Genomic DNA, 22,847 nt, shown 5'->3' on the forward strand with positions numbered 1-22,847 from the left:
TCAGCCGGCCGCCGTGCCGTTGGCGCTCTTCTTGCCCTTCTGCTGCTACCGCTTCCACTGCCGCTTCCCCCTCTTGGCGGACCGCTCGGCGCAGTACGCCTCGACGTTCTTCTCGCCGCCCGCGGCTTGTACCAGCCGCTGCCAGGCGGTCGGGGCGAGGACCCGGCCACGGTTCTTCACGGAGTCGTACGCGCGACAGTGGGCCTTGGCGCCCTGGGCGGAGGGTGAGCGACTGGAGGCACCGACGGTCGACGCGGGCGCCACCGAGCGCCACGCTCGCCGCCAACGCGACCAGGGGCCGCCCGGCGGGGCCGTCGAGGCCGACGACGACACGCAGTAAGCCCGCGGAACCCCGCCCCGTCCCCGCGGAACCGCCCCAGGTCCCGGGCGTTTTCCAGCCACGCGTCCGACGCCACGGCCTCCGCGTCGTCCCCGACCAGCCCCCTCAGGTACCCGAGCAACCCGGGCTGCACGATCCGGTACGCGACCGCGAAGGCGGCCTCGCCCCCCTCCTGCACCCGCGCGACGGCCATGCCCAGTTCCGCGTCGGACGTCTGCACGCGGCACGGTTCCCGTCCCTGGCCCAAACGCAGCCCTGGTTCGCAGCCCTCGTTCGCACCGCATGCGTACCTGGTGCGTACCGAATCCGCACCACGCGCCGCGGATCGCCATGCCCGCGCACCCCGAGCCCATCAGCGCCGGCAGACACGGAAACGTCACAGCCCGTCGGATGACCCTCCGACCCCGCGAACATCACCCGCCACCACACGACACCACAGTGACGAGGGTCATGAGACATGCCCGCGATTTCCGTACAACCATCCGGCCTCCCCGGACGTCGGCTCGACCACGAAGTGACGTACCCCACACCCCTGTTGGGTGATGTTTAACCTCGCCTTACCGCTGAATTAGTGAGCCACCCCAGTGAAGGGTGGGTTTTTTGTGAGGCTTTTCTAGGGGTGGGGTAATTGAGTCGCCGGACGACCCATGCGTACAAGCCGCTGAGTCTGAAGCGGAGAGCGTGGCTGACGGTAGGGGCCGTCGTGCTGGGTGGGGCGGGTGCCGTGACGTACGCCGTCGCGAACCCGAGTACGGACCCGGCCGTGGACGCCGCGCGCGGCAAGCGGCCAGTGAAGGTGCACGAGCTCACGATGCGGAGCGACGGCACGGACCGGCGGAAGGTCGAGCGGACGAGCACCGCGCAGTTCTCGCTGCTCGGCGTCACCTGGACCGGTGCGAAGACGGAGCTCGACGGCACGGCCCAGGTGCGCACCCGCGACCTGGCGACGGGCGAGTGGACGAGCTGGCAGAACCTGGACCTGGAGCCGCACCCGGTCGACAAGGCGGAGCCGGACGCCAAGGAGGCCCGTGGCGCGTCCGATCCGCTGTGGGTCGGCCCGAGCGACGGCGTCGAGGCACGGGTCGTCGCCGACGACGGTTCGACGAGTTCCCCGCTGCCCAAGGGGCTTGAGGTCAGCCTGGTCGATCCGGGCGTGACCTCGGCGGAGGCGAAGAACAAGGCGCTGGACACGACGACCGGCGCTTCCATGACCAACACCGCCATGACCAGCAACGCCATGGAGAACGCCGCGTTCGTCGCCGAGGACCCGACCCCGACTTCGACCGATACGACGCCGACCGACCCGGCCTCGGGCTCCCCGTCGCCGACGGAGTCCACCGGCACGGAGCCGACGACCAGCGCTCCGGCGACGCCCACCGAGAGCACTTCGGAAAGCGCGTCGGAGTCCGCCTCGCCGACACCCGACCCGGTCCCGTCCCCGCCGCCGTCCACCGTGACGCAGCCGCCGGTCGTCTCCCGCGCCCAGTGGGGCGCCGACGAGTCGATGGTCGAGGACCCGCCGGAGTACATCAACAAGGTCAGCGCCGTCTTCGTCCACCACACGGTCGGCACGAACGACTACAGCTGCGCCGAGTCCCCGGCGCTGGTCCGCGGCATCATGGCGTACCACGTGCAGAGCGAGAAGTGGAACGACATCGGCTACAACTTCCTGGTCGACAAGTGCGGCCGGATCTTCGAGGGCCGCGGGGGCGGCATCGACCTGCCGGTGCGCGGCGCGCACACGTACGGCTTCAACGGCGACTCGGCGGGCATCGCGGTGCTCGGTGACTTCGAGGGCGCCGCGGCCACCTCCACCACTCCGGCGAAGGCCGCGGGCAAGCCGAGCCGCGCCGCCCTGGAGTCCGTGGCGCGGGTCGCCGCGTGGAAGCTGGGCCAGTACGGGGGCAACCCGAGCGGCCAGGTCACGCTGACCGCCGCCGCCGACACGGGCGTCTGGAAGGCGGGCCAGCAGGCCACCCTCAACACGATCTCCGGCCACCGCGACGGCTTCGCCACCGCGTGCCCCGGCAAGAACCTGTACACGAAGCTGAGCGAGATCCGCCGGTACGCCTCCAGCCCCGGCAAGAACTCCGCGATACCCACGGCCGACTTCAACCGTGACGGCATCAGCGATCTCGCCGCCGGCGTGCCCAAGGCGTCCAGCGACGTCGGCAACGTCGTCATCGTGCCGGGCGGCCTGAACGGCCCGGCGTCGGCGAGCAAGGTGAAGCTCACCCAGTCCAGCGCGGGCGTTCCCGGTGTCTCCGAGAAGGGCGACCAGTGGGGCGCGGCCACGGCCTGGGGCGACATCAACGCCGACGGCTACGCGGACCTCGCGATCGGCGCGCCCGGCGAGGACGATGGGACCGGCCACGCGGACCGCGGCGCCGTAACGATCCTGTACGGCCCGAAGTTCGACACCGGCGCCGACACCATGGCGCTGGGCGACGACTACGAGCCGGCGGGTGCGCGGTTCGGCGCGACGGTCGCGGTCGGCGACTTCAACGCGGACGGCAAGGCGGACGTCTTCACGGCGGCCACCGGCACGGGCGGCAACTGGGCGGCCCGTTTCAACGACGGCCACGAGGTCGCGGGCGACCTGACCACCGCCTCCGGCGCGCTCGCGTACGCGGACGCCACGACCGGTGACTTCAACCGGGACGGCTACGCGGACGTGGCGCTCAACTACCGCGACGCGTCCGGTGTCGGCAGGGTCACCTGGTTCAAGGGCTCGAAGTCACTGGGCCTGTCGAAGGTGTCCACGATCTCCGTGAAGGGCGGCCGCTCCATCGCCGCGGGCGACGTGAACGGCAACGGCTACGACGACATCGTCATCGGGCAGCCGTACGCCACGGAGTCCGGCGCGATCTCCGGCGGTCAGGTCACCATGGTGCCGGGTACGTCGACGGGCTTCACGACCACCGGGATGGCGAAGATCACCCAGGACACGGCGGGGGTTCCGGGCGCCAACGAGTCCGGGGACGCGCTCGGCACGTCGGTCTCCGTGGGCGACTTCAACGCCGACGGTTTCGCGGACGTCCTGGCCGGCGCCCCGAACGAGGACATCACCCGCACCACCAACCGCGCCAACGCGGGTGCGGTCTGGCTCTTCAGGGGCGCCTCGTCGGGCCTGACCGGCACCGGTTCGCTCTCCTACTCCCAGGACACGACGGGCATCGCCGGCTCCACGGAGAAGGACGACAAGCTGGGCTCGTCGGTCTCGCTGACGGACTTTTCCGGTCATGGCCGGGCCCACTTGCTGATCGGCGCCGAGGGCGAGGACGCGGGCAACGGCACGCTGCTGTACCTGCCGAGCACGGCTTCGGGCGTCTCGGTCGCCAAGTCGGCGTACTTCGGCATCACCCAACTGGGCACACCGACGGCGGGGCGACTGGGGCAGTTCCTGACCCCGTAACTCGTTCCCGCTCCTCAAACGCCGGAGGGGCTGGCTACCAGCCCGTCCGGCGTTTGAGGACGAGGCCGTTCAGGCCGACAGCGGGGGTCTGGGGGCGGAGCCCCCAGGAACGGGATGGTGGGGGTCCCCCCGCTCGAGCGAAGCCGAGAGTGGGGGAGGGTAGGGGCGGCGGGGGCGAAAACCCTCAGACCCGCCCACGCGCCCGCCGCGACACAACCGCCCGCAGCACACGCCGACCCTCCGTCGACAGGGCGAGCGCCTGCCGCAGCCCACCCGGCCCCTGCGCGGACAGCACCTCCAAAATGGCGATCTGACGGCGCAGTTCGGCCGCGACGAGCGGCGACATGTCCTGCGTACGCCCCTCGCGATGGACCGCGACCGAGGCCGCGCCACGGGCCGAGGCGTCGAGCAGCCGGTGGATCTGGAGCGCCGCGACCGAACAGGCGTCCGCCCACACACGCAGGCTCCCGGAGCCCCGGTCCACGGGGACGGCCCCGAGCATGCGGTGCGCGAGCACAGTGGCCTCGCCCTCGGCGGACACGGACACACCGCCCTCCGGAACCACGGAGACGTCGAGCTTGGCGCGGGCCTGCCCGACCCGCTCACTCCACTCCTCGCCCCAGTCCTGACCCCAGCCCTCACCGAACCGCTCGCCCGACGGCTCCCCCCACCGCTCGTTCTCCGCGAGGCTCGCCCACAGTGGCCGCAGGATCTCGTCGTCACCGCCCAGCAAGGGCACGCACCGGTCCAGACACGCCAGACCACTGGCCGCCAGACCACGCTCGTCGGCCTGAGCGATCAGTTCCACCAGGCTCATCACGCCTCCCTCGGTGGGGCCGCCTCTGGTTACGGAGCCCGCACTTCCCCTTACTGCGTGCACTGTGGCCGGAACGTCACACTGCGCGTTGGCCGGAATCTACATGGGGACGACGCCGAGCCGGTCGAGAAACCGGAAGAAAAGCATCTCGGCCGACGGGTCCGCGTCGGAGGTGAGTACCTCGAGGATGGGCTCCTCGGGCACGGGGCGACCCGATTCGGCGGCCCAGGCGACGGCCCGTCCGACGGCGTCGTGCGGTTCGAGGAAGAAGTCGTCGACGGTCAGTCCGTCGTCGTTGTCGCCGAGGTATCCGGCCATGGCCTCCCTGTCCAGACAGGTCGTCCAGGCGCCGCTCTCGGGCGCGGCCGCCTCGACGACCACGCAGTCGCTGTCCATCACGTACCCGAAGAGCGCTGGCGCGCCCGTCTCCTCGGCCAGGGAGTTCATGTTCCCGACGTCACCCTTCGCGGGATCGTCGGGAGCGTTCGGGTACTCCCACACCTGCCAGCCGTCGTCCGCCGTCTGCTGCAGCGTCAAGCCCGCCGCGCCCGAGAGCGCGTCCAGCTCCGCGAGCGGCTGCTCGCTCCTGCCGACGACGAAATATCCCCAGTAGCCCATCCCGCTCCCCGTTGTGTATCGGTTCGACCAGCGCCGAATACACCACACACGCACTGCTGTTCGCCACCTAAACGGGCAAGCCGCCGCAACTCCACCACACCCACGAGGGACGCGTGACGTGCCTTTTCGCCCCGCAGACCGCCACCTGGGCGATGGAGTCTGTGAGATGCGGCACGAGTCAACGTTGATCCCCACGAGTCAAATAATTTTGCTCCCCGCCTCAGCCCAGCTTCCCCGCGAGCCCCGTGAACTCCGCCCACGACAGTGCCGGCTTCCGTGGATCCCACAGCTTCTGGGTCAGCGCCCGCAGCGGCATCCGGACCCCCGCCGCCACCTGGTCCTGCGTCTGCGCACCCGAGAGGTCGCACCAGACGGCGAAGGAACCGCCGAGGATCTGGCCGTCGTACGCGCGTGACACCGGCGTCGTACCGCGCACGACGAGCGGGGTCCACTGCTCGTAGATGCGCTGCCCGGTCGGGTAGACGAAGGCGTTGGGCTGCCCGAGGACGTAGTACAGGTACTCGTCGTTGTAGTTGACCAGCTTGCGCCCGGCCCGCAGATACTCGGCCGGCTGCCGCGCGCCGATCTCCTTGCCCGTCCAGTACGCGACCTGGATGTCGTCGGCGGCCCGCACGACGCCCCCGTCGAAGAACCCGTCGTTCCAGGCCCGCACCGTCCGCCCGTGCCCGCGCATCACGGCGGCCCGGTCGTTCAGCCACCCCGTCGCGAGGTCCGCGATCCCCGCGCCCGACCCGTACTTCTCCTTGGCGGCGGCGGCCAGCTGCGGATACGAGGCCGCCGGGTTCGACACCATCAGCGCCCGGTACTCGTCGGCGCCGAGGTGCCAGTTCCGCCCGGGGAAGAGGTCGGCGTACTCGTTCAGCAGGTCGTCGACGATCTTCGCGGACGCGGGCTTGGAGATGTCGAGCGAGCCCCGCGAGACGACCCCCCGCACATTGCGAAGTTGCAGGTCCGGATGGGCGTCGAGCACCGCTCCCAGGTGGCCGGGCGAGTCGATCTCGGGCACGACGGTGATGTGCCGGCTCGCCGCGAGGGCGATGACGCGCCGCACCTCCGCCTTCGTCAGGTGCTGCTTCGACACGACCTCGGGGTGCGAGTCGGAGGCGATCCGGAAGCCCTGGTCGTCGGAGAAGTGCAGCCCGAGCTGGTTGTACTTCAGGTCCCCCAGCTCACGGATCCGGTCCTCGATCCACCCGGCCGTGAAGTGCTTGCGCGCGATGTCCAGCATGAACCCGCGCTGCGGCTTGGCCGGCGAGTCCCGTACGACACCCTCGGGCGCCGTGCCGCCCTTCCGCACCTCCTGTTTGAGGGTGCGTGTCCCGTAGAAGACGCCCGCCTCGGCCGTACCGCTGATCCGCACCCGCCCGTTCTTCACACTCAGCGTGTACGACTCGGCGTTCGCGTCCTCGTCGGTGAGGCCCAGCTCCACGTCCCCGGCCCGCGCCCCGCCGGAGCCCGCGTAGGCCAGCCCCAGTTCCCCGGCGAGCAGCCGCCCCTCGTCCGCGAGCGCGCCGTCGCCCACGACGACCCGCCCGCCCTTCGCGGGACGCCAGCCGGGCCCGCGGGCCGGGGTGTGCTCCCGCACGGCCGGAATCGTCTGCGGAGTCTTCGACAGCGGATACGTCCGACTGGGTGACGGAGTGGGCGACGGGGACGGTGTCGGCGCCAGGGCGGTTCTCCCACTGGAGGACTGCTGGGAGGAGGGTCCGCCGGAGTCACCGCTCGGCCAGAGCCCGACGGTCAGCACGGCACCCGCCACGACCACCACGCCCGCACTGACCAGCAGAGGCCGCCTGCCGCCAGGCAGAGCCCTCCTGCCGCCCCGCGACGGCCCGGAAGCCCTGCGCCCACGCCCGTTCACCACAGACCACTCACCCTCCTGCACCCTCCGACGACCGTCCCGCGACGACCGTCCTCGCACGCGGTACCTTCTCTGCGAACCTAAGCCCCGCGACCCGGGGTAACCGTCCACCACACATCCTTAAACTCTCTCTTATGGGTGACATTCGGGCATCTGTCGGACAGCTCGCGTCATACCTCGATAGCGTGATGACACATCTCTCACTTGACCCCCTGCCGAACCACGCGTGGTGCACACCCGAGCACCGCCGAACCGCCGAGGAACCCACGCTGCCCGCGCACCGTCCTTCCCGACTCCCCGGCCAGGCCGTCGCCACACCGGAACAGTCCGAGCCACCGGAATCCCCGGAGCCACCGAACATGCCGGAACTGCCGGAACTACCGGGGCAGACCCGCTCGACACCGGATCCCGCCGGGCCCGGCCTCACCGGCCCCCGTCCGACCGGCCTGGAGCGGTTCAACGTCATGCCCGCCGACGAGGCCGAGCGCGCCCTCCTCACCTGCTGCGGCAGCCACCGCTGGGCGCGCCGGCTGGCCGCCCACCGCCCGTACCCCGACCTGGACGCCCTGCTGGCCGCGGCCGACGAGGCGGCGTACGACCTGACGTCCGGCGACCTCGCCGAGGCCCTGGCCTGCGAATCCCTCACCGTCCTGCCGGAGGGCGCGTACTCCGCGGCCCACACCGCCCTGAGCGCCGCCCACGCCGCGTACGAGAGCCGTTTCGGCCATGTCTTCGTCATCTGCCTGGACGACACGGCCCCCGAGGAGTCCCTCGACCAGGTCCTGGCCGGAATCCGATCACGATTGACAAACGATCCGGACGAGGAACGAGTCCTGACAGCGGAAGAACTCCGCCGCCTGGCAAGAGGCCGCCTCACCAGATCTTTCAGAGACGCGGACAACTGCGCGGTCTCTTAGGGGGCGCGGTCTTTCCAGGGGCGCGGGGAACGGCGCAGTCTTTTGTCTTTTAGGGGCGCGGGGCTGTATCGATGTGCGGCTCCGCCGCGTGGGCGCGACAAGCCACAACGCACCCGCACCCGCACCCGCACCCGCACCCGGCAAACCACACAAACCCCCACCCCCGTAGCCGCCCCGCACCACCTACGGAGTAGCCCGTCCGTGTCCCAAACAACTGCCGGTTCGATCACATCGGTAGGCCCGCCGTAAACGTTCCGACAACACGTCGCTACGATGGCCGGGGCCGGTGGACCGTACCCGGCCGGGCCCGTCCGACACAGAAGCCGGCGCGGCCCCTAATCCCCGCTCCCGGAGGGTCTTCCGTGCCGGCTGGAACGCTGTACCGCGGCCGGGAAGGAATGTGGTCCTGGGTGGCTCATCGAGTCACCGGCGTCCTCATCTTCTTCTTCCTGTTCGTACACGTGCTGGACACCGCGCTAGTCCGTGTCTCCCCCGAGGACTACGACAAGGTCGTAGCCACCTACAAGACGCCGATCGTCGCGCTGCTGGAGTACGGCCTCGTCGCCGCCATCCTCTTCCACGCGCTCAACGGCCTGCGTGTGATCGCCGTCGACTTCTGGTCGAAGGGCCCGCGCTACCAGAAGCAGATGCTCTGGACCGTGGTCGGCATCTGGGTCGTGCTGATGGTCGGGGCCCTGTACCCCGTACTCGGCCACGCCGCTCGTGAAGTCTTCGGGAGCTGACGCCAACCATGTCCACCACTGAGAAGACCGCCGCTACCGGCATCGGCCCCGTCGAGGGCGAGTCCCTCTACAGCGTCGAGAACCCGGCGCCCCTGATCGAGGCCCCGCGCAAGCGGACCAAGAAGACCCCGAAGTCCACCCGTGGCAACTTCGAGATGGCCGCGTGGCTCTTCATGCGTCTGTCCGGCATCGTCCTGGTCGTCCTGGTCATCGGGCACCTGCTGATCCAGCTCGTCCTCGACGGCGGCGTGTCCAAGATCGGCTTCGCCTTCGTGGCGGGCCGCTGGGCGTCCCCGTTCTGGCAGACCTGGGACCTGCTGATGCTCTGGCTGGCGATGCTGCACGGCGCCAACGGCCTGCGCACGGTCATCAACGACTACGCGGAGCGCGCGAACACCCGGCTGTGGCTGAAGGGCCTGCTCTACACCGCCACGGTGTTCACCATCCTGCTGGGCACGCTGGTGATCTTCACCTTCGACCCGAACATCCGCTAGAGCCGGGGCTAAGAGACTCATGAAGATCCACAAGTACGACACCGTCATCGTCGGCGCGGGCGGCGCCGGCATGCGCGCCGCGATCGAAGCGACGAAGCGCAGCCGTACCGCCGTGCTCACGAAGCTCTACCCCACCCGCTCCCACACGGGCGCCGCGCAGGGCGGCATGGCCGCCGCGCTGGCCAACGTGGAGGAGGACAACTGGGAGTGGCACACCTTCGACACGATCAAGGGCGGTGACTACCTGGTCGACCAGGACGCCGCCGAGATCCTGGCGAAGGAAGCCATCGACGCGGTCCTCGACCTGGAGAAGATGGGCCTGCCGTTCAACCGCACGCCGGACGGCACGATCGACCAGCGCCGCTTCGGCGGTCACAGCCGCAACCACGGCGAGGCCCCGGTCCGCCGGTCCTGCTACGCGGCCGACCGCACCGGCCACATGATCCTCCAGACGCTGTACCAGAACTGCGTGAAGGAGGGCGTGGAGTTCTTCAACGAGTTCTACGTCCTCGACCAGCTGATCACCGAGGTCGACGGCGTCAAGCACTCGGCCGGTGTCGTCGCGTACGAACTGGCGACCGGTGAGATCCACGTCTTCCAGGCGAAGGCCGTGATCTACGCGTCCGGCGGCACCGGCAAGTTCTTCAAGGTGACGTCGAACGCGCACACGCTGACGGGTGACGGACAGGCGGCGGTCTACCGTCGCGGGCTGCCGCTGGAGGACATGGAGTTCTTCCAGTTCCACCCGACCGGCATCTGGCGCATGGGCATCCTGCTGACGGAGGGCGCCCGCGGTGAGGGCGGCATCCTCCGCAACAAGGACGGCGAGCGCTTCATGGAGAAGTACGCGCCGGTGATGAAGGACCTCGCGTCCCGCGACGTCGTGTCCCGCTCCATCTACACGGAGATCCGTGAGGGCCGCGGCTGCGGTCCCGAGGCCGATCACGTCTACCTCGACCTCACGCACCTCCCGCCGGAGCAACTGGACGCCAAGCTCCCGGACATCACCGAGTTCGCCCGCACCTACCTGGGCATCGAGCCGTACACGGACCCGATCCCGATCCAGCCCACCGCGCACTACGCGATGGGCGGCATCCCGACGAACGTCGAGGGTGAGGTCCTGTCGGACAACACCACGGTCGTCCCCGGCCTGTACGCCGCCGGCGAGGTCGCCTGCGTGTCAGTCCACGGCGCGAACCGCCTGGGCACGAACTCCCTCCTCGACATCAACGTGTTCGGTCGTCGCGCGGGTATCGCGGCCGCGGAGTACTCCGCGAAGACGGTCACGCACGTCGAACTGCCCGAGGAGCCTCAGTCCCTGGTCGTCGCGCAGATCGAGCGGTTGCGGTCGTCGACGGGCAACGAGCGCGTGGCGGACATCCGCCGCGAGCTGCAGGAGACCATGGACGCCAACGTCATGGTGTTCCGCACCGAGCAGACGATCAAGACGGCGGTGGAGAAGGTCGCGGAACTCCGCGAGCGCTACCGGAACGTCTCGATCCAGGACAAGGGCAAGCGGTTCAACACCGACCTGCTGGAGGCCGTCGAGCTCGGCAACCTCCTTGACCTGGCCGAGGTCATGGCAGTCTCCGCCCTGGCGCGCAAGGAGTCCCGCGGCGGTCACTACCGCGAGGACTACCCGAACCGCGACGACGTCAACTTCATGCGCCACACCATGGCGTACCGCGAGGTCGGCGACGACGGCACCGAGTCCATCCGTCTCGACTACAAGCCGGTCGTCCAGACCCGCTACCAGCCGATGGAGCGTAAGTACTGATGGCTACTCCCACCCTGGACAAAGCGGACAGCGCCGGTGCGCCGGAGGCCGGCTTCGCCGACACCCCGTACATCACCGCCACGTTCCGCGTCCGCCGCTTCAACTCCGAGGTCTCGGCGGAGGCGGTCTGGGAAGACTTCCAGCTGGAGATCGACCCGAAGGAGCGCGTCCTGGACGCCCTCCACAAGATCAAATGGGACCAGGACGGCACCCTCACCTTCCGCCGGTCCTGCGCGCACGGCATCTGCGGCTCGGACGCGATGCGGATCAACGGCAGGAACCGCCTTGCCTGCAAGACGCTGATCAAGGACATCAACCCCGAGAAGCCCATCACGGTCGAGCCCATAAAGGGCCTGACGGTCCTGAAGGACCTGGTCGTGGACATGGAGCCGTTCTTCCAGGCGTACCGCGACGTGATGCCCTTCCTCATCACGAAGGACACGAACGAGCCGACCCGGGAACGCCTCCAGACGGCGGAGGACCGCGAGCGCTTCGACGACACGACGAAGTGCATCCTCTGCGCGGCCTGCACCTCCTCCTGCCCGGTGTTCTGGAACGACGGCCAGTACTTCGGCCCGGCCGCGATCGTCAACGCGCACCGTTTCATCTTCGATTCGCGTGACGAGGCGGGCGAGCAGCGCCTGGAGATCCTGAACGACAAGGACGGCGTGTGGCGCTGCCGCACCACGTTCAACTGCACGGACGCCTGCCCCCGAGGCATCGAGGTAACGAAGGCGATCCAGGAAGTGAAGAGGGCGCTGATCACTCGGCGGTTCTGACCGTCGCGACAGCACCGCGGCCGCACCACGACCGCACGTTGACGAAGGCCCTGCCTTCCGGACTTCCGATGCTGTTGGCGAATCCCGTCAGATCCCCGGCAAGTGGGTTGTGAGTCCCAGCGACACGCCGTGAACCCGGCGTGTCGCTGGGACTCTCGCGACAATTGCCTCGCCCTACGGATTCGCCAACGGCATCCGGACTTCCGGGGGCGGGGCCTTCTTCGTGGAACGGTCGGACTCCCCCTCTGGGCGATCCTCACCCAGCAGGACAGGGCGGCCCCCAGCGCACGGTACTGCCCCGCGGCACGGTCGTCTGAGGCAGGAGCGGCCCGTTTACCGCGGCTACACAAGCGGCGCCTTCGCCCCCGCGGGTTCCGCGTGCGTGCCCGGCCCTTCTGCGCCCGGGGTGATCCACTCCGCCCACACCTCCTTGCCTCCGGTCGTGCGCCGCCCGTTGACGAGGAGGTAGTGCCCCCAGTCGTCGGCACACCCGCGCATGAGCCAGAGCCCGCGGCCATGCTCCTGCCCGGTGTCGGGGGCCTGCTCCGGCCCCAGCCGTTCGGACGGCATGTACGGGCTGCTGTCCCACACACTGAGCCTCAGACGGCCGCCCGTACGCATGATCCGTACGGACACGGGATCCCGCGTACAGACAAGGGAGTTGGTGACCAGCTCGGAGGCGACGAGTTCGACGTTGTCGAGGACGGCGTCCCGGACGCGGTGCCGGGTGAGGACGGCTCGCACGTGGGCGCGCACGATGCCGGGGCCGAGGGGGGTTCTTGGGATACGCAGGACGTACTCCCAGTCGGCGTCGAGCGGGGAGCAGTCGGCGAGGTCTTTCAGGGCGAGTTCGGGCATGGCCGTAACTCCTCGTTGAGGTACGGGGGTTGGATGGGGGGCGGGTGGCGCGGGCGGTGGCTCTGCCGCCGGCCTGTGTGTGGGCATGGCGGTGCACTTCCGTGAAGTCCGTCACCACGGTGGGTAGTTGGTACGCCACTGAAGGTAGAGGATTGGGAGTAGGGTTACTACTCCTTACGTCAAACCATTACCCCTAAGGGTGAGAGGGCTGCGGCATGCCACCAAGATCAGCAGCGACCGTACGGCAACAGCGCATCGGTGCTGAGCTGCGCAAGCTAAGAGAACGGGCGGGGCTGACCGCACGCGAGGCCGGGGAGTTGCTGAGCGTCAACGCGGCACGCATTAGCTCCATCGAAGCCGGGCGTTTCGGTGTCAGCATCGACCGGGTTCGCATGTTCGCCCACAGTTACGGCTGTTCGGACGAGCCGTATATCGAGGCGCTCTCAGCCATGACCGCGGGTCGGGGGCGCACCTGGTGGGAGGCGTACCGCGAGTCCCTACCCTCGGGGCTGCTCGATCTGTCCGAACTGGAGCACCACGCGACAGCGATCCGCACGGCTCAGATCGCCCACATCCCCGGCCTGTTCCAGACGGTCGACTACGCACGCCTCGTCTTCAGACAGTCCATCCCCAAGCTGTCCCCACCCGAGGTCGAGTACCGCGTCACGCATCGCATCAAGCGTCAGGGCATCCTCTTCGCGGACAACCCGACCTCGTACACCGCGATCATTCACGAAGCCGCCCTGCGCATGCGGTTCGGCGGTCGGGATGTGACACGTGAACAGTTGGAGCACATCGTCGAGATGAGCGAACGGGACCACGTCACCGTCCTGGTGATCCCCTACGAGGCCGGCATCTTCCCCGGCGCCGGACAGACCGTCCTGTACGCCGAAGGACCTGTCCCCCAACTGGACACCGTGCAACTCGACGCCGAACATGGGTCCGTATTCCTCCACACGGACTTCCAGCTGGAGAACTACCGCACGTTCATGTCCCACTTCGAAGCGGTCGCCCTCAAGGAAGCCGCGTCGCGAGACCTGATCCACGAGATCATCGCCAACCTGTGAAAGGCCCCAAGTGCCTACCCTCCACTGGCAGAAGTCGACCTACAGCAGCGAGGGAAACAACTGCGTCGAACTCGCCACCGCCCCCGACGGAACGATCCGCCTCCGCGAATCCGACGACCCGACGACCGCCCTCACGCTTCTCCCCTCGGGCCTCCGCTCGCTGCTGGTCGCGGCCCGCCGGGAGATAACCAACCGCCCTTGAGGACCCTCGCTGCCGGACCAACGGTCCGCCGACGCATGCTGGTGCGCCGACACGGGGTGCCACCGCCTACCGGATCGACATCCTGGAACAACTCACCAGGCTGTCAGCAACTTCGCTGAAGCGGGGCTGCAGACGCCTCCAACTCGCCGATCTTCTCCAGCTGGGCCCTGACAATGTCGTCCGGACCGCTCGCCGGGTTCTTGCCCTGCGGCCCTCTCGGCCTGTTGAAGGTGTAGAACATGGCGAGCGTCGTACCCATTCGGGCCACGACCACGGCGTAGGGAACCTTCACAGGCTCCTCGTTCGGGAACGACACGACCTGGGTGAGCCGCAAGGAGACACTTTCGTCGCCTCATCCGCTTCCATAACCCGCGCCACTCGACGGCGACTCTGTTCCTGGAACAAGGCGTCGACCTCGTAGTCATCAAGGAACTCCTCGGCCACGCCCACATCGGCGCCACCGCCGGCGTTTACGCCCACGTGTACGCCGACACCACGTCCGACTCCGCCTCCAACGCCAAGCTATCGCCACCCTTAACGATGTGCTTATCGTCGAGGATGGCGGCCTCGATGGCCCGCCCACCGTCGTCGTCCGCTGACGTTGCCGTCAAAGTACTCTTGGCCTCTCTGCAGAACGTGCCAGAGGGGTCAAGCGAGCGCTTCTCTACGTTGCCGGATCCTGGTGTGATTGCCGCCATTCCGAGATTCGCCTGAGGAAAGGCCCCTCAACGTTCTCCGCACCACAGGCGTAAGCCAGCCAGCGGAGCTCTTCACACGGAAACGCTGGCTCGCCAGATGAGTCAACCCACAGCAGCACCGCATCATTCGAACGTTGGGTCACATCCCACCACGCCCAACCCCTCAACTGTGGATCAAAGCAGAAGAGCCAATCCTGAAGTTCCCATGGCTCTTCACCGCGACGGGAAAAATACTGCTGACTTCCCAAGGACGCCACATAGTCACGACCAACCATAATGGAGCCGCGAGTCACTTCTGCGAACCAATCAGGGATCAGAGTTTCTGGAATGGTTTCCGAATCGAAGTCAGCCTGATTCGCCGTACGGATTGCAGCAGACAATACCGCCCGGAATCTAGTGACGTAGTCGACCGCATCGACGTTGGTGGTGACCAGGAACGTAGCGAAGACTGGCGGCCCCTCAACCCCCTTCGCGGGCGAGAAATCGATTCGTTCCAGTTCTCCAATGAACTTACTGGTACTCATCGAATCACCCGACCAGAACCGGGAGTGATTGCCCCCCTGAGATCACCGAACATATTCGACGGGATTCCATATAGCCCAGGTGAAACTGAGGGGTCTGCAATGTCCGGCCGAGTCCTTCGTAGCTGATTCCACTCTCGTGTACTTCCTTCGAACCCTCGCGGCTTTCGCTGTGGAAGAGCCGACTCTCGCACCCGGTCAACGAATGAGCTATCCACATCGAATCCCAAAACCTGACCATCCGCACCACGGAACTGCAGTGAATGCGAAGCGTCGCCACTCATGTTCAAGTACAGGCGCCCTTCTCCATTCAACGAGACGTTTCCGTTCGCATCGATCCCAATACGCTGACTATCAGGGTGGGAAGTTTGCGTCCGGTAAACCGTGCAGTTGGAATTATGGACCAGTACCGGAGTCTGCCCCGCCAGCACATAGTACGTATGCAGGTCATCAACCGTGAGGTTGTACGTCCGAGTGTGCTTGGTGAAGGCGCGGCTGCCGGTGACGATGACCGTGTCGCCGGCATCGGTGAGCAGGGTCATCCCCGGCGCGAGGTCGCCCGCCTCGATCCAATCGTGCTCGGACGGTGACCAGAAGGGGTGCTCATACGTGGCCGTGAGCTTTTCCATGCCGTCCGGTGTGGCGATGGACAGCTCGTTGAAGTGCTTGTCGTCCTCGGTAATGATCAGACGGGTGACTCTTCTGGGGCCGGACTCGCCAGTTCGCGGGTCGGTGGCCTGGACTTTGTCGCCGAGTTCGACGTCCTCGATGTCCTTCGTGCTGCCATCCGACATGAGCACGTCGGTGCCCGCCAGGAAGCACTTGCACGAGCCCTTCAGACCGCGCCCCGCGGAACCCCCTCCCAGACTTCCTGGCCCTTCTCCGACCGCCACCTTGGACAAGAAGCCCATGGAAGGTCCGATGAAAGCCACCTTGCCCAGGCAGCCGCTCTTCCGTCCCAGGCTCATGCACGCGAGAAGTTTGAGGTGCATGAGTTGCTGCCGGTCTCCGTCCGCTTCCTCCTGGTCCTGCGCATCAAGCAGACAGCCGGAAGTCTCCTGGCAGTAATTGTCGACCTGCCGGTTGAGGAGCCGCGCGAACTCGTTGGCGTATTTCCACTGCTTGTCGACGAATACGCCGGGGTAGATCTCCGTGTGTTTCTTACTGGATACCGCTACGGCCGGGTTGGCGGTACCCCGGTCCAGCGCCGCCTGGTGGTTCTGTGAGTTCTTCCTCTTCCCGGGCGTCTGGCCCGGCGTGGTGTTCTCGGCGTTGGCGTCCGGGCGGGTCGGGCAGTCGATGAACGGGCACAGACCAGTGGGATCACTCTTGCTGACGGGGCTGTTGCCGCTGTAGGCGTAGCCATTCATCTGCAACGGGTCCGCGATGTTGATGACCGGGTCGGCCGAGAGGAAGCGGCCCGAGTTCTGGTCGTACTCGCGAGCGCCGATGTGGGTCAGTCCGGTGGCCGCGTCGTCGATGCCGACGCCCAGGTAGCTGCGCTTGTTGGGCCAGGTCGACGGCTTGGGACCGCGGACTTCGCCGTAGGGCTTGAAAGCGCGGCGGGTGACCGGCTGGCCGCTCGACAGTTCCACTGTTGTGTTCGCCGTGCCCACGTGGTCCACGAGCAGCACGCTGAGTTTGTGGCCCGTGGTGGCGCCGTTGCTCGTCGTGCGGACCACCGTGGGTGCCCCGGCCTGGCCGTAGGCACGTGAGGCGCGCGTGATCGTCCCGGTGGCGTCCGTCGTCAGCTCGGTCTCGCCCAGGTAGAGCGTCGAGCCCGACGGTGAGTTCTCCAGGATGCGGTTGCCGGCGGCGTCGTAGACGTATGTCGTCTTCTTGCCGTCGTCCGTGATCGTGTCGAGCTTGTTCTCGGATGTCCAGGTCAGGTTCTGCGTGGCGTTCGACAAGTCGCGGACTTCGGTGTTACCCACAGCGTCGTACGAGTAGCTGCTGCCCATGCCCGAAGGGGTGGAGCTGATCCACTTCATGGTGTGCGGCTGCGGGGTGCCGTAGCCGTACGTGTAGCCGACGTTCTTCGTCGCGTCGGCCGGGTCGTGCTCCGTCAGGTTGGCTCGGTTGCCGAGCCAGTCGAAGGTGAACGACTGGCGGTAGGCCGTGGCGCCGGTGGCGACCGTGCCCACGTCCGGAGCGGTCGCGGCCAGGGTCGACGTCAGCGAGGCGTCCGGGCTCGACACGTCGGTCGCCGCGTCCGGAGCGTCCGCCACCGGGCCTGACGAGGCGGCGAAGTCGGTGCGGTAACCCCAGGTCGTCCCGCCCGACGACTTACAGCCGGTGCCGCTTCCGGCGGGCGCGACACTCGGCGTCCAGGCGTTCACCAGCTCGCCCATCACGTCGTACGTGAAGCACTGGTTGTCCCACGTCGTGCCCGAAGCCTCGGACAGCTTGCGGGCGTTGGACGTGATGGTGCCGGAGACGTCGTAGGAGTAGTAGCTGTCCGTGATGCGGTGCGGGCCGGTGGTCTCCCGGTCCGCGACGGTGCGCTGGAGGCGGCCCGTGTGCGGGTCGACGAAGTTCGTCGTCCACACCCGGTTGGGCTGGGCGCCGGAGACCGTGCGCAGGGCTTCGCCGTAGGGCGAGTAGGTCGCGTCGGACGTGTACCAGGTCAGGCCCGACGTCGACTCGGCGAGGCCGTCACCGTTGTAGCGGGTGACGACGTTCTCCTTCGCCAGCCCGCCCACAGCGGGCAGCGTGATCGACAGCGGCTTGCCGGTCGGGGTGTAGGTGTACGCATAGGCGTACGTGCCGGACAGGCCGGTGGTCGTCGAGTTGGGCGGGACCACCGTCTCACTGCCCGTGGCCCGGTAGTCGGTGTCGTAGCCGGTGACACGGTTGACGTAGTCGCCGCCCGAGGTGTGCCGGGTCGAGGCGACGGGCTGGCCGAGCGCGCCGGGCAGTGTGTCGTAGGTGAACGACTTGGCGGGCGTGGCGGTCGCGGAGCCCTCGCGGATGTACTTGATCCGGCCGAGCTCGTCGTACTCCGTGTGCGTCGTCCGGGACTTGGCGTCCGTCACCTTGTTCGGCCGGTCGGCATCGTCGTACCCGGTGTCCGTCCTGCCCACGTCCGGGTCGGTCGTGGACGTCACTCGGCCACGGGCGTCGTACGTATATGTCCAGGCGTTGCCCGCCGGGTCCGTGACCTTGCTCTGGTTGCCGCGAGCGTCATATTCGTAGGCGGTTACACGCCCGTCGTCCGAGCTTGAGTCGTCCTTGCTGTAGTGACGAATTGAGGTGACCCGGCCGAGGGCATCGGTGTAGGTCCGAGTCCGCGGGACGGTCGAGCCGGCCGGATTCACGTACGTACTGGTGTCGCTGTAGGTCGTGTACGTCGCGTACTCGTAGTCGCCGTCGTAGTACGTCGACTGGCGGACCTGCCGCTCCAGGCCGTCGTAGCGCAGCTTGACCCAGCTGGGGATCAGCGACTTCGATCGAGGGGCAAACAGCTCGGCGGCCGGCTCACCCTTCGCGAGATATGCGCTCGTCTGCTCATCGGGCAGGCCGTGGTCGTTGTAGGTGATGTCGGTGATGATCCGGCCCGGGCCATGAGCCTCGGACTGGCTCTGGACCTGGCGCATCAGGCCGTCATAGAGCGTCACCTGACGGCTGTAGGAGCCGTCGTCCTTCAACGTTCTGGCCGTCACGGCGGCCGGTCGTGTCTGCTCGGACGTGGCGATCGCCGCTTGGTAGTCGATCTCGATGTCCGGCGTCTTGCCGCCGGACGAGCGCGACGGTGACCAGCCCTTCACCAGACGCCCGAGCGCGTCGTACTCGCTGCGCGTCACTCGGCCATTCGCGTCGGTGACCGTCAGCGCAAGGCTGCGGCCCGGATCGAAGGCCGTGGTGGCGGCATGCCCTTTCGCGTTGATCGTCTTGACTGACGTGACCGGCCCGCCCGCATCCCCAGGGGTGTACTGCGTTTCGGTCGTACCGGTGCCCGGCTTGGTGACGGTACGGAGGCGGCCCAGCGGATCGTAGGTGGTCTTCGTAATGACCGAATACGAAGTTCCAGCAGCGTCGATGCCGGCGGAGGAGGTGACGAGCCCCTTCGTCGGCACTTCGCCGTATGCCAGGCCGTCGTAGCTGTTCCGCACCGCCCGCACGAGCTTGGTGGCCGGGTCCGCCGCGTCGTACCCGGCACACGAAGTGCCCGTGCTCCGCTCCTCCTTGGGCAGCCCGATCAGCCACGCGGACGTGTTGTGCACATACGACGTCCTGGTGCAGCTCTGGTCGGACAGGACCTCACTGCTGCCGCTCGGCTTGACCACCGCCGTTTCGGTCTGAACCGGCAGGCCGTACGTGTCCTCGACCGACGTCAGCGTCCGGACGGCGCGCCAGCTCGTGTCGACCGTCTGGATCTCGTCCGTGCGCTTGATGCCGCTGCGGTGGGCCAGTAGCGGGTCCAAGTCCGTGCCGTTCTCGGTCTCCCTCGAACGGGACGCGGTCTGCTTCGACCAGGGGTAGTTCAGCGTCCGCTTCTGGACTCGCTTGTCTGAGTTCAGGTAGGTAATGCTCTCCGCCGCCATGCCCGCGTACTGCGGCGCGTCGTCCGCGAGCAGCGTGTATGCGCCCGTGGAGTCCTTGACCTCACCGCCCACGCCCTGGAAGTAGCGCGTCTCGGAGTACGACTGGGCCTGCGGATCCCCCTGCTGGGAGCTGGACTTGCTGCCCTTGGTGACCGCCACCTTGCGGTAGCCGCGCCAGTCGCTGTACGTGCGCAGGGACGGGCGGGTGAACTCGTCGTCGGACTTCGCCCAAGCGCTGTCCGTGTAGTCGTACGTCGTGTGGACGGGCTTGCCGTGCGACGTGACCTTGTCCGTCTCGGTCACCGAGTCGACGACGTACTTGTTGAACCACGCCTTCGCGGGCGTCTTCTCGTCGCCGTCCGGGGACCAACGGATGGGATAGCAGGTGCCGTTGTTCTTGCCCTTGTCCTCGGACGGTTCGCTCGCGCAGCCGCCCTTGTACTCGACCTCGATGTCGCCGCCGTACTCGGTGGCGACCGTGCCGATACGGGGTCGAGTGAAGCCGGGGCGCTGGTCGTTCGGACCACTGGAGACCAGGTTCGGGAGCTGGCGGTCCTTGAGGCGCAGACGCAGGGGCGAGGTCGCGCCGACCGAGTACTCGGCGAAGCTGACACCGTCCTTGTGCTGGAGAGTGCCGGTGGTGTCGCCGGGCGCGAAGCCCCTGCGGGTGATCGAGTTCAGCCAGAGGCCCGGGGACGTGTCGTACCAGTCCTCCGGGAAGGACTGGTGAAGGGTGTACGTGTCCACCTTGCCGAGGCCACTCTGGCCGGCGCGAGCCGCCTTCGTCGTCACCGTGTCCAGGCGCAGCTGTGTCCAGAAGGACGGGAAGGCCGGGCACAGCTTCGACGTCGACTTGCAGTTGAGGTTGCCGGGGGTGTCCCACCAGGGACGGTACGCGCCCGGGTCGTCGGTCTTGGCGAAGTTCGCCGCGTCGCAGTCCGTATCCGACTTCAGGCAGCGCTGCTTGACGCCGAACTCGACCGTGGCGGAGGGCTTGGTGAGATCGGAGCGCATGCCGTACTCGATGGTCGTCGGGTAGGCGTAACGGTCGTACTGCTCAGGGGACTTGAACTTCTTCTTGACGGCGTAGTGGTTCGTCTCCTGCTTCCAGGTGACGACCAGCGCGTTGCCGTGCACGTCGACGACCTTGTCCAGGCCCCAGCGCCAGGCCTGCTTCTTGCCCGCGCCGCAGCGGGAGTCCGCGAAGGCGGTGGCGTGGCAGGGCTCGCCGGGGTGGTTGCCGAAGACGGGGACGGTGGAGACGGAGTTGGTGTCGGCGTGGCCGCCGCCGACGTTGTTCAGACCGTAGAAGTACTGGGTGCCGTCCGTGGTGGTGACAACCCAGTGCTCGCCGTCGTTGTCACCGTTGCTGCCGCCGGTCTTCAGCTGGACACGAGTGCCGTCATCCTGCTGCGGACGGTACGTGTCGGTGTCGCCGACCCGTACCAGCTCGGTGGTCTTGCCGGCCAGGGACATCACCGCGTTGTCCGACACCCAGCACAGGTCCGACGTCTTGTCCTTCTTTGCGGCGTTGTTGGGTGTGCCGGAATTCAGCGTCTTGCGGTCGTCCTGGCAGGCGCGGTAGCGGCGCTCGATGTGGCCGGGGTCGTATCCCCAGCCCTCGCCGATCCAGGAGGCCTGGGGCGAGGAGACCGCCGTACGACCGTCCACCGTCTGCGAGTTGTAGCTGAAGGAGATGTTGGGGGCCGGGCCCGCAGGCGCGGCCGGAACGGTCAGCGGATACGACCAGTTGAACGCGCCCGAGGAACCCCCGGCCTCCCACTTCCCGTCGGAGGCGAGCGGCGTGGCTTTGAACGAACCGCCGCCGCCACCACCGGAGTCGACCGCACCAATGACCGCGGTGTCACCGGCGGCTGCGACCGGGGTCGCCGAGCTGCGGTACGCAGCCTGGGCTACGGAAGGCCCTTCCGAGCCCGTCGCTGCGGCGGCCGCCGGAGTGACCGTCCCGTCCGCCGCCGTGTCGACCGTGGCCGTGATGGACTGGGTCTTCGTGTCGTTGGCCGTCTCCAGTTCCTCGTACGCCTGGCACGCCTCGTCGTCCGGCGTCGTCAGGTAGCACTCGGGAAACTGGACGAAGCGCAGGCGGGAGGCCCAGTCGGCGCCGTAGAGGTTCCTGAACTCGGCGTAGTCGAGCTTGACCGAGATCGGGACAGAGCCGGTCGCCGGGGCCTGGACGGTCACGACGGCACCGTCGACGCCCTGGGACACGGGCGCGGTGCGAGCGGCCACCGAGACCTGCCAGGTGCCCGTGGGCGCGGCCTGGTCGGGAGCCTGTCCGAGACTGACGGGCAGGTCGTCGACCGGGGTCAGGTCGACCTGCTGGGCGGCCGCGCCCAGGCGGGATGCCGTCGCGGCCAAAGCCCCCTTGCGGGCCGCGATCTGGCCAGTGCGCGTCGCTGCCTGCGTCGCGCTCGCCGTCGAGCCGAAGCTGACCGTCCCGGTGTCGGCGGGCGGTGCCGTCGCCGTGCCGGCCGGTGCCTGTTGCAGGTCCTCGGGGACGTCGACCTTCAGGGTCTCCAGGTCCCGTTCGAAGACCTCACCCGAGATGGGCTTTTCCTGGTCGAGCGCCTCCAACTCCAGCGTTTCGCGGCCCTTTTCGGCCGTGGCCGGGTCGGGCGGCAGCGCCAGCGACTGGGCGGGCAGGAGGCCCACCAGCAGGGCTGCTCCGAGGGCGGGTACGACGGCCGTGCGCAGGCGACGCGCACGGCGGCGCCGGGCAGGCGAGAAGCGACCGAACACGACGGAGTCCCCCGGACCACTTGGAGCGGGACCAGGTTCGGACCACGCGTGATGGCGTATCAGATGCGCAGATTCTGTGACGCCTCTGTGAAATTTCGCTAGATCGCCCGTAAGGATGTGATCATCATCACGGTACGTAGCGTGCCGTAGCGGTCAGTAGCGCGCAGACCTCGACTCGCCTGATATAGCGAACGCTTCCGAATCTCCGTGACCTAACACGCAATTCGTCAATCGCCCCACCAAATACCCTTGGCATTGGGGGCGTTGAAAGATATCTCGTGGCGGTTTGCGATCAAGACCACCTCGTGGCAGGGCAGTTGTCGGCACACGCACCCAACCGTGGGTACGGCTCAGACAGTTGATCGACTCAATCCCCTCCCTCGTATGCGAAGGGTGACGACAGCCCGCTCATAGG

Annotated in this window: 16 protein-coding genes and 2 pseudogenes; 9 read left to right on the forward strand and 9 right to left on the reverse strand. The window is 67.8% G+C overall.

Going from position 1 to position 22,847, the window contains the following annotated elements; genetic code table 11:
• Positions 1 to 45: 45 nt before the first annotated feature.
• Positions 46 to 264, reverse strand: coding sequence for a hypothetical protein (locus tag OHA11_RS16665; RefSeq protein ID WP_266507883.1), 219 nt, complete (start codon positions 262 to 264; stop codon positions 46 to 48).
• Between the two features lie 68 nt (positions 265 to 332).
• A pseudogene (locus tag OHA11_RS16670) lies at positions 333 to 587 on the reverse strand (RNA polymerase sigma factor); the annotation flags it as partial.
• Positions 588 to 968: 381 nt separating this feature from the next.
• On the opposite strand from OHA11_RS16670, the gene OHA11_RS16675 reads away from it, so the two are divergent.
• The gene (locus OHA11_RS16675; protein WP_323186570.1) at positions 969 to 3,755 is read left to right on the forward strand and encodes an FG-GAP-like repeat-containing protein; all 2,787 of its coding nucleotides are present in this window, start codon (positions 969 to 971) and stop codon (positions 3,753 to 3,755) included.
• A 184-nt stretch (positions 3,756 to 3,939) separates the two neighbouring features.
• On the opposite strand, the gene OHA11_RS16680 is transcribed toward OHA11_RS16675, so the two are convergent.
• The 3 genes from OHA11_RS16680 to OHA11_RS16690 all read right to left on the reverse strand — a co-directional run bounded on the left by OHA11_RS16680 (position 3,940) and on the right by OHA11_RS16690 (position 6,997).
• Positions 3,940 to 4,572 (reverse strand): hypothetical protein, encoded by a 633-nt coding sequence (locus tag OHA11_RS16680; protein ID WP_266497000.1) that lies wholly within the window; start codon positions 4,570 to 4,572, stop codon positions 3,940 to 3,942.
• A gap of 99 nt (positions 4,573 to 4,671) precedes the next feature.
• Positions 4,672 to 5,190, reverse strand: coding sequence for a hypothetical protein (locus OHA11_RS16685; RefSeq protein WP_266497001.1), 519 nt, complete (start codon positions 5,188 to 5,190; stop codon positions 4,672 to 4,674).
• 220 nt (positions 5,191 to 5,410) lie between these two features.
• A complete protein-coding gene (locus OHA11_RS16690) occupies positions 5,411 to 6,997 on the reverse strand; it encodes a glycoside hydrolase family 20 protein (protein ID WP_266507232.1) in 1,587 nt (528 codons plus the stop codon).
• Positions 6,998 to 7,260: 263 nt separating this feature from the next.
• Here OHA11_RS16690 and OHA11_RS48340 point away from each other — a divergent pair, with 263 nt between their 5' ends.
• The 5 genes from OHA11_RS48340 to OHA11_RS16715 all read left to right on the forward strand — a co-directional run bounded on the left by OHA11_RS48340 (position 7,261) and on the right by OHA11_RS16715 (position 11,782).
• Complete coding sequence (locus OHA11_RS48340) at positions 7,261 to 7,989, forward strand: 2-oxo-4-hydroxy-4-carboxy-5-ureidoimidazoline decarboxylase (protein ID WP_323186572.1); 729 nt, start codon at positions 7,261 to 7,263, stop codon at positions 7,987 to 7,989.
• 362 nt (positions 7,990 to 8,351) lie between these two features.
• Positions 8,352 to 8,732, forward strand: a complete 381-nt coding sequence (sdhC, locus tag OHA11_RS16700; RefSeq protein ID WP_079053671.1) for a succinate dehydrogenase, cytochrome b556 subunit — start codon at positions 8,352 to 8,354, stop codon at positions 8,730 to 8,732.
• A gap of 8 nt (positions 8,733 to 8,740) precedes the next feature.
• Positions 8,741 to 9,226, forward strand: a complete 486-nt coding sequence (locus tag OHA11_RS16705; RefSeq protein WP_266497003.1) for a succinate dehydrogenase hydrophobic membrane anchor subunit — start codon at positions 8,741 to 8,743, stop codon at positions 9,224 to 9,226.
• Positions 9,227 to 9,245: 19 nt separating this feature from the next.
• Positions 9,246 to 11,003, forward strand: coding sequence for a succinate dehydrogenase flavoprotein subunit (sdhA, locus tag OHA11_RS16710; protein ID WP_266497004.1), 1,758 nt, complete (start codon positions 9,246 to 9,248; stop codon positions 11,001 to 11,003).
• Complete coding sequence (locus OHA11_RS16715) at positions 11,003 to 11,782, forward strand: succinate dehydrogenase iron-sulfur subunit (RefSeq protein ID WP_266497005.1); 780 nt, start codon at positions 11,003 to 11,005, stop codon at positions 11,780 to 11,782. Before sdhA ends, OHA11_RS16715 begins: the two co-directional genes overlap by 1 nt.
• A gap of 342 nt (positions 11,783 to 12,124) precedes the next feature.
• Here OHA11_RS16715 and OHA11_RS16720 read toward each other — a convergent pair whose 3' ends face one another.
• Positions 12,125 to 12,640, reverse strand: a complete 516-nt coding sequence (locus OHA11_RS16720; protein ID WP_266497006.1) for an ATP-binding protein — start codon at positions 12,638 to 12,640, stop codon at positions 12,125 to 12,127.
• A 215-nt stretch (positions 12,641 to 12,855) separates the two neighbouring features.
• Between OHA11_RS16720 and OHA11_RS16725 the strand changes: the two genes are divergently transcribed.
• Positions 12,856 to 13,707: a helix-turn-helix transcriptional regulator gene (locus tag OHA11_RS16725; RefSeq protein ID WP_266497008.1), complete on the forward strand. Its 852-nt coding sequence runs from the start codon at positions 12,856 to 12,858 to the stop codon at positions 13,705 to 13,707.
• A 10-nt stretch (positions 13,708 to 13,717) separates the two neighbouring features.
• A complete protein-coding gene (locus tag OHA11_RS16730) occupies positions 13,718 to 13,909 on the forward strand; it encodes a DUF397 domain-containing protein (protein WP_266497009.1) in 192 nt (63 codons plus the stop codon).
• A 103-nt stretch (positions 13,910 to 14,012) separates the two neighbouring features.
• On the opposite strand, the gene OHA11_RS16735 is transcribed toward OHA11_RS16730, so the two are convergent.
• A complete protein-coding gene (locus OHA11_RS16735; RefSeq protein WP_266497010.1) occupies positions 14,013 to 14,243 on the reverse strand; it encodes a hypothetical protein in 231 nt (76 codons plus the stop codon).
• Positions 14,244 to 14,263: 20 nt separating this feature from the next.
• On the opposite strand from OHA11_RS16735, the pseudogene OHA11_RS48345 reads away from it, so the two are divergent.
• A pseudogene (locus tag OHA11_RS48345) lies at positions 14,264 to 14,508 on the forward strand (tyrosine-type recombinase/integrase); the annotation flags it as partial.
• A 65-nt stretch (positions 14,509 to 14,573) separates the two neighbouring features.
• Here the strand turns inward: OHA11_RS48345 and OHA11_RS16745 are convergent.
• Both OHA11_RS16745 and OHA11_RS16750 read right to left on the reverse strand, forming a co-directional pair.
• Positions 14,574 to 15,131 (reverse strand): hypothetical protein, encoded by a 558-nt coding sequence (locus tag OHA11_RS16745; RefSeq protein ID WP_266497012.1) that lies wholly within the window; start codon positions 15,129 to 15,131, stop codon positions 14,574 to 14,576.
• Positions 15,128 to 22,432, reverse strand: coding sequence for a polymorphic toxin-type HINT domain-containing protein (locus OHA11_RS16750; RefSeq protein WP_266497014.1), 7,305 nt, complete (start codon positions 22,430 to 22,432; stop codon positions 15,128 to 15,130). Before OHA11_RS16750 ends, OHA11_RS16745 begins: the two co-directional genes overlap by 4 nt.
• Positions 22,433 to 22,847: the final 415 nt, after the last annotated feature.

The sequence above is a fragment of the Streptomyces sp. NBC_00878 genome (assembly GCF_026341515.1).
Taxonomy (GTDB): domain Bacteria; phylum Actinomycetota; class Actinomycetes; order Streptomycetales; family Streptomycetaceae; genus Streptomyces.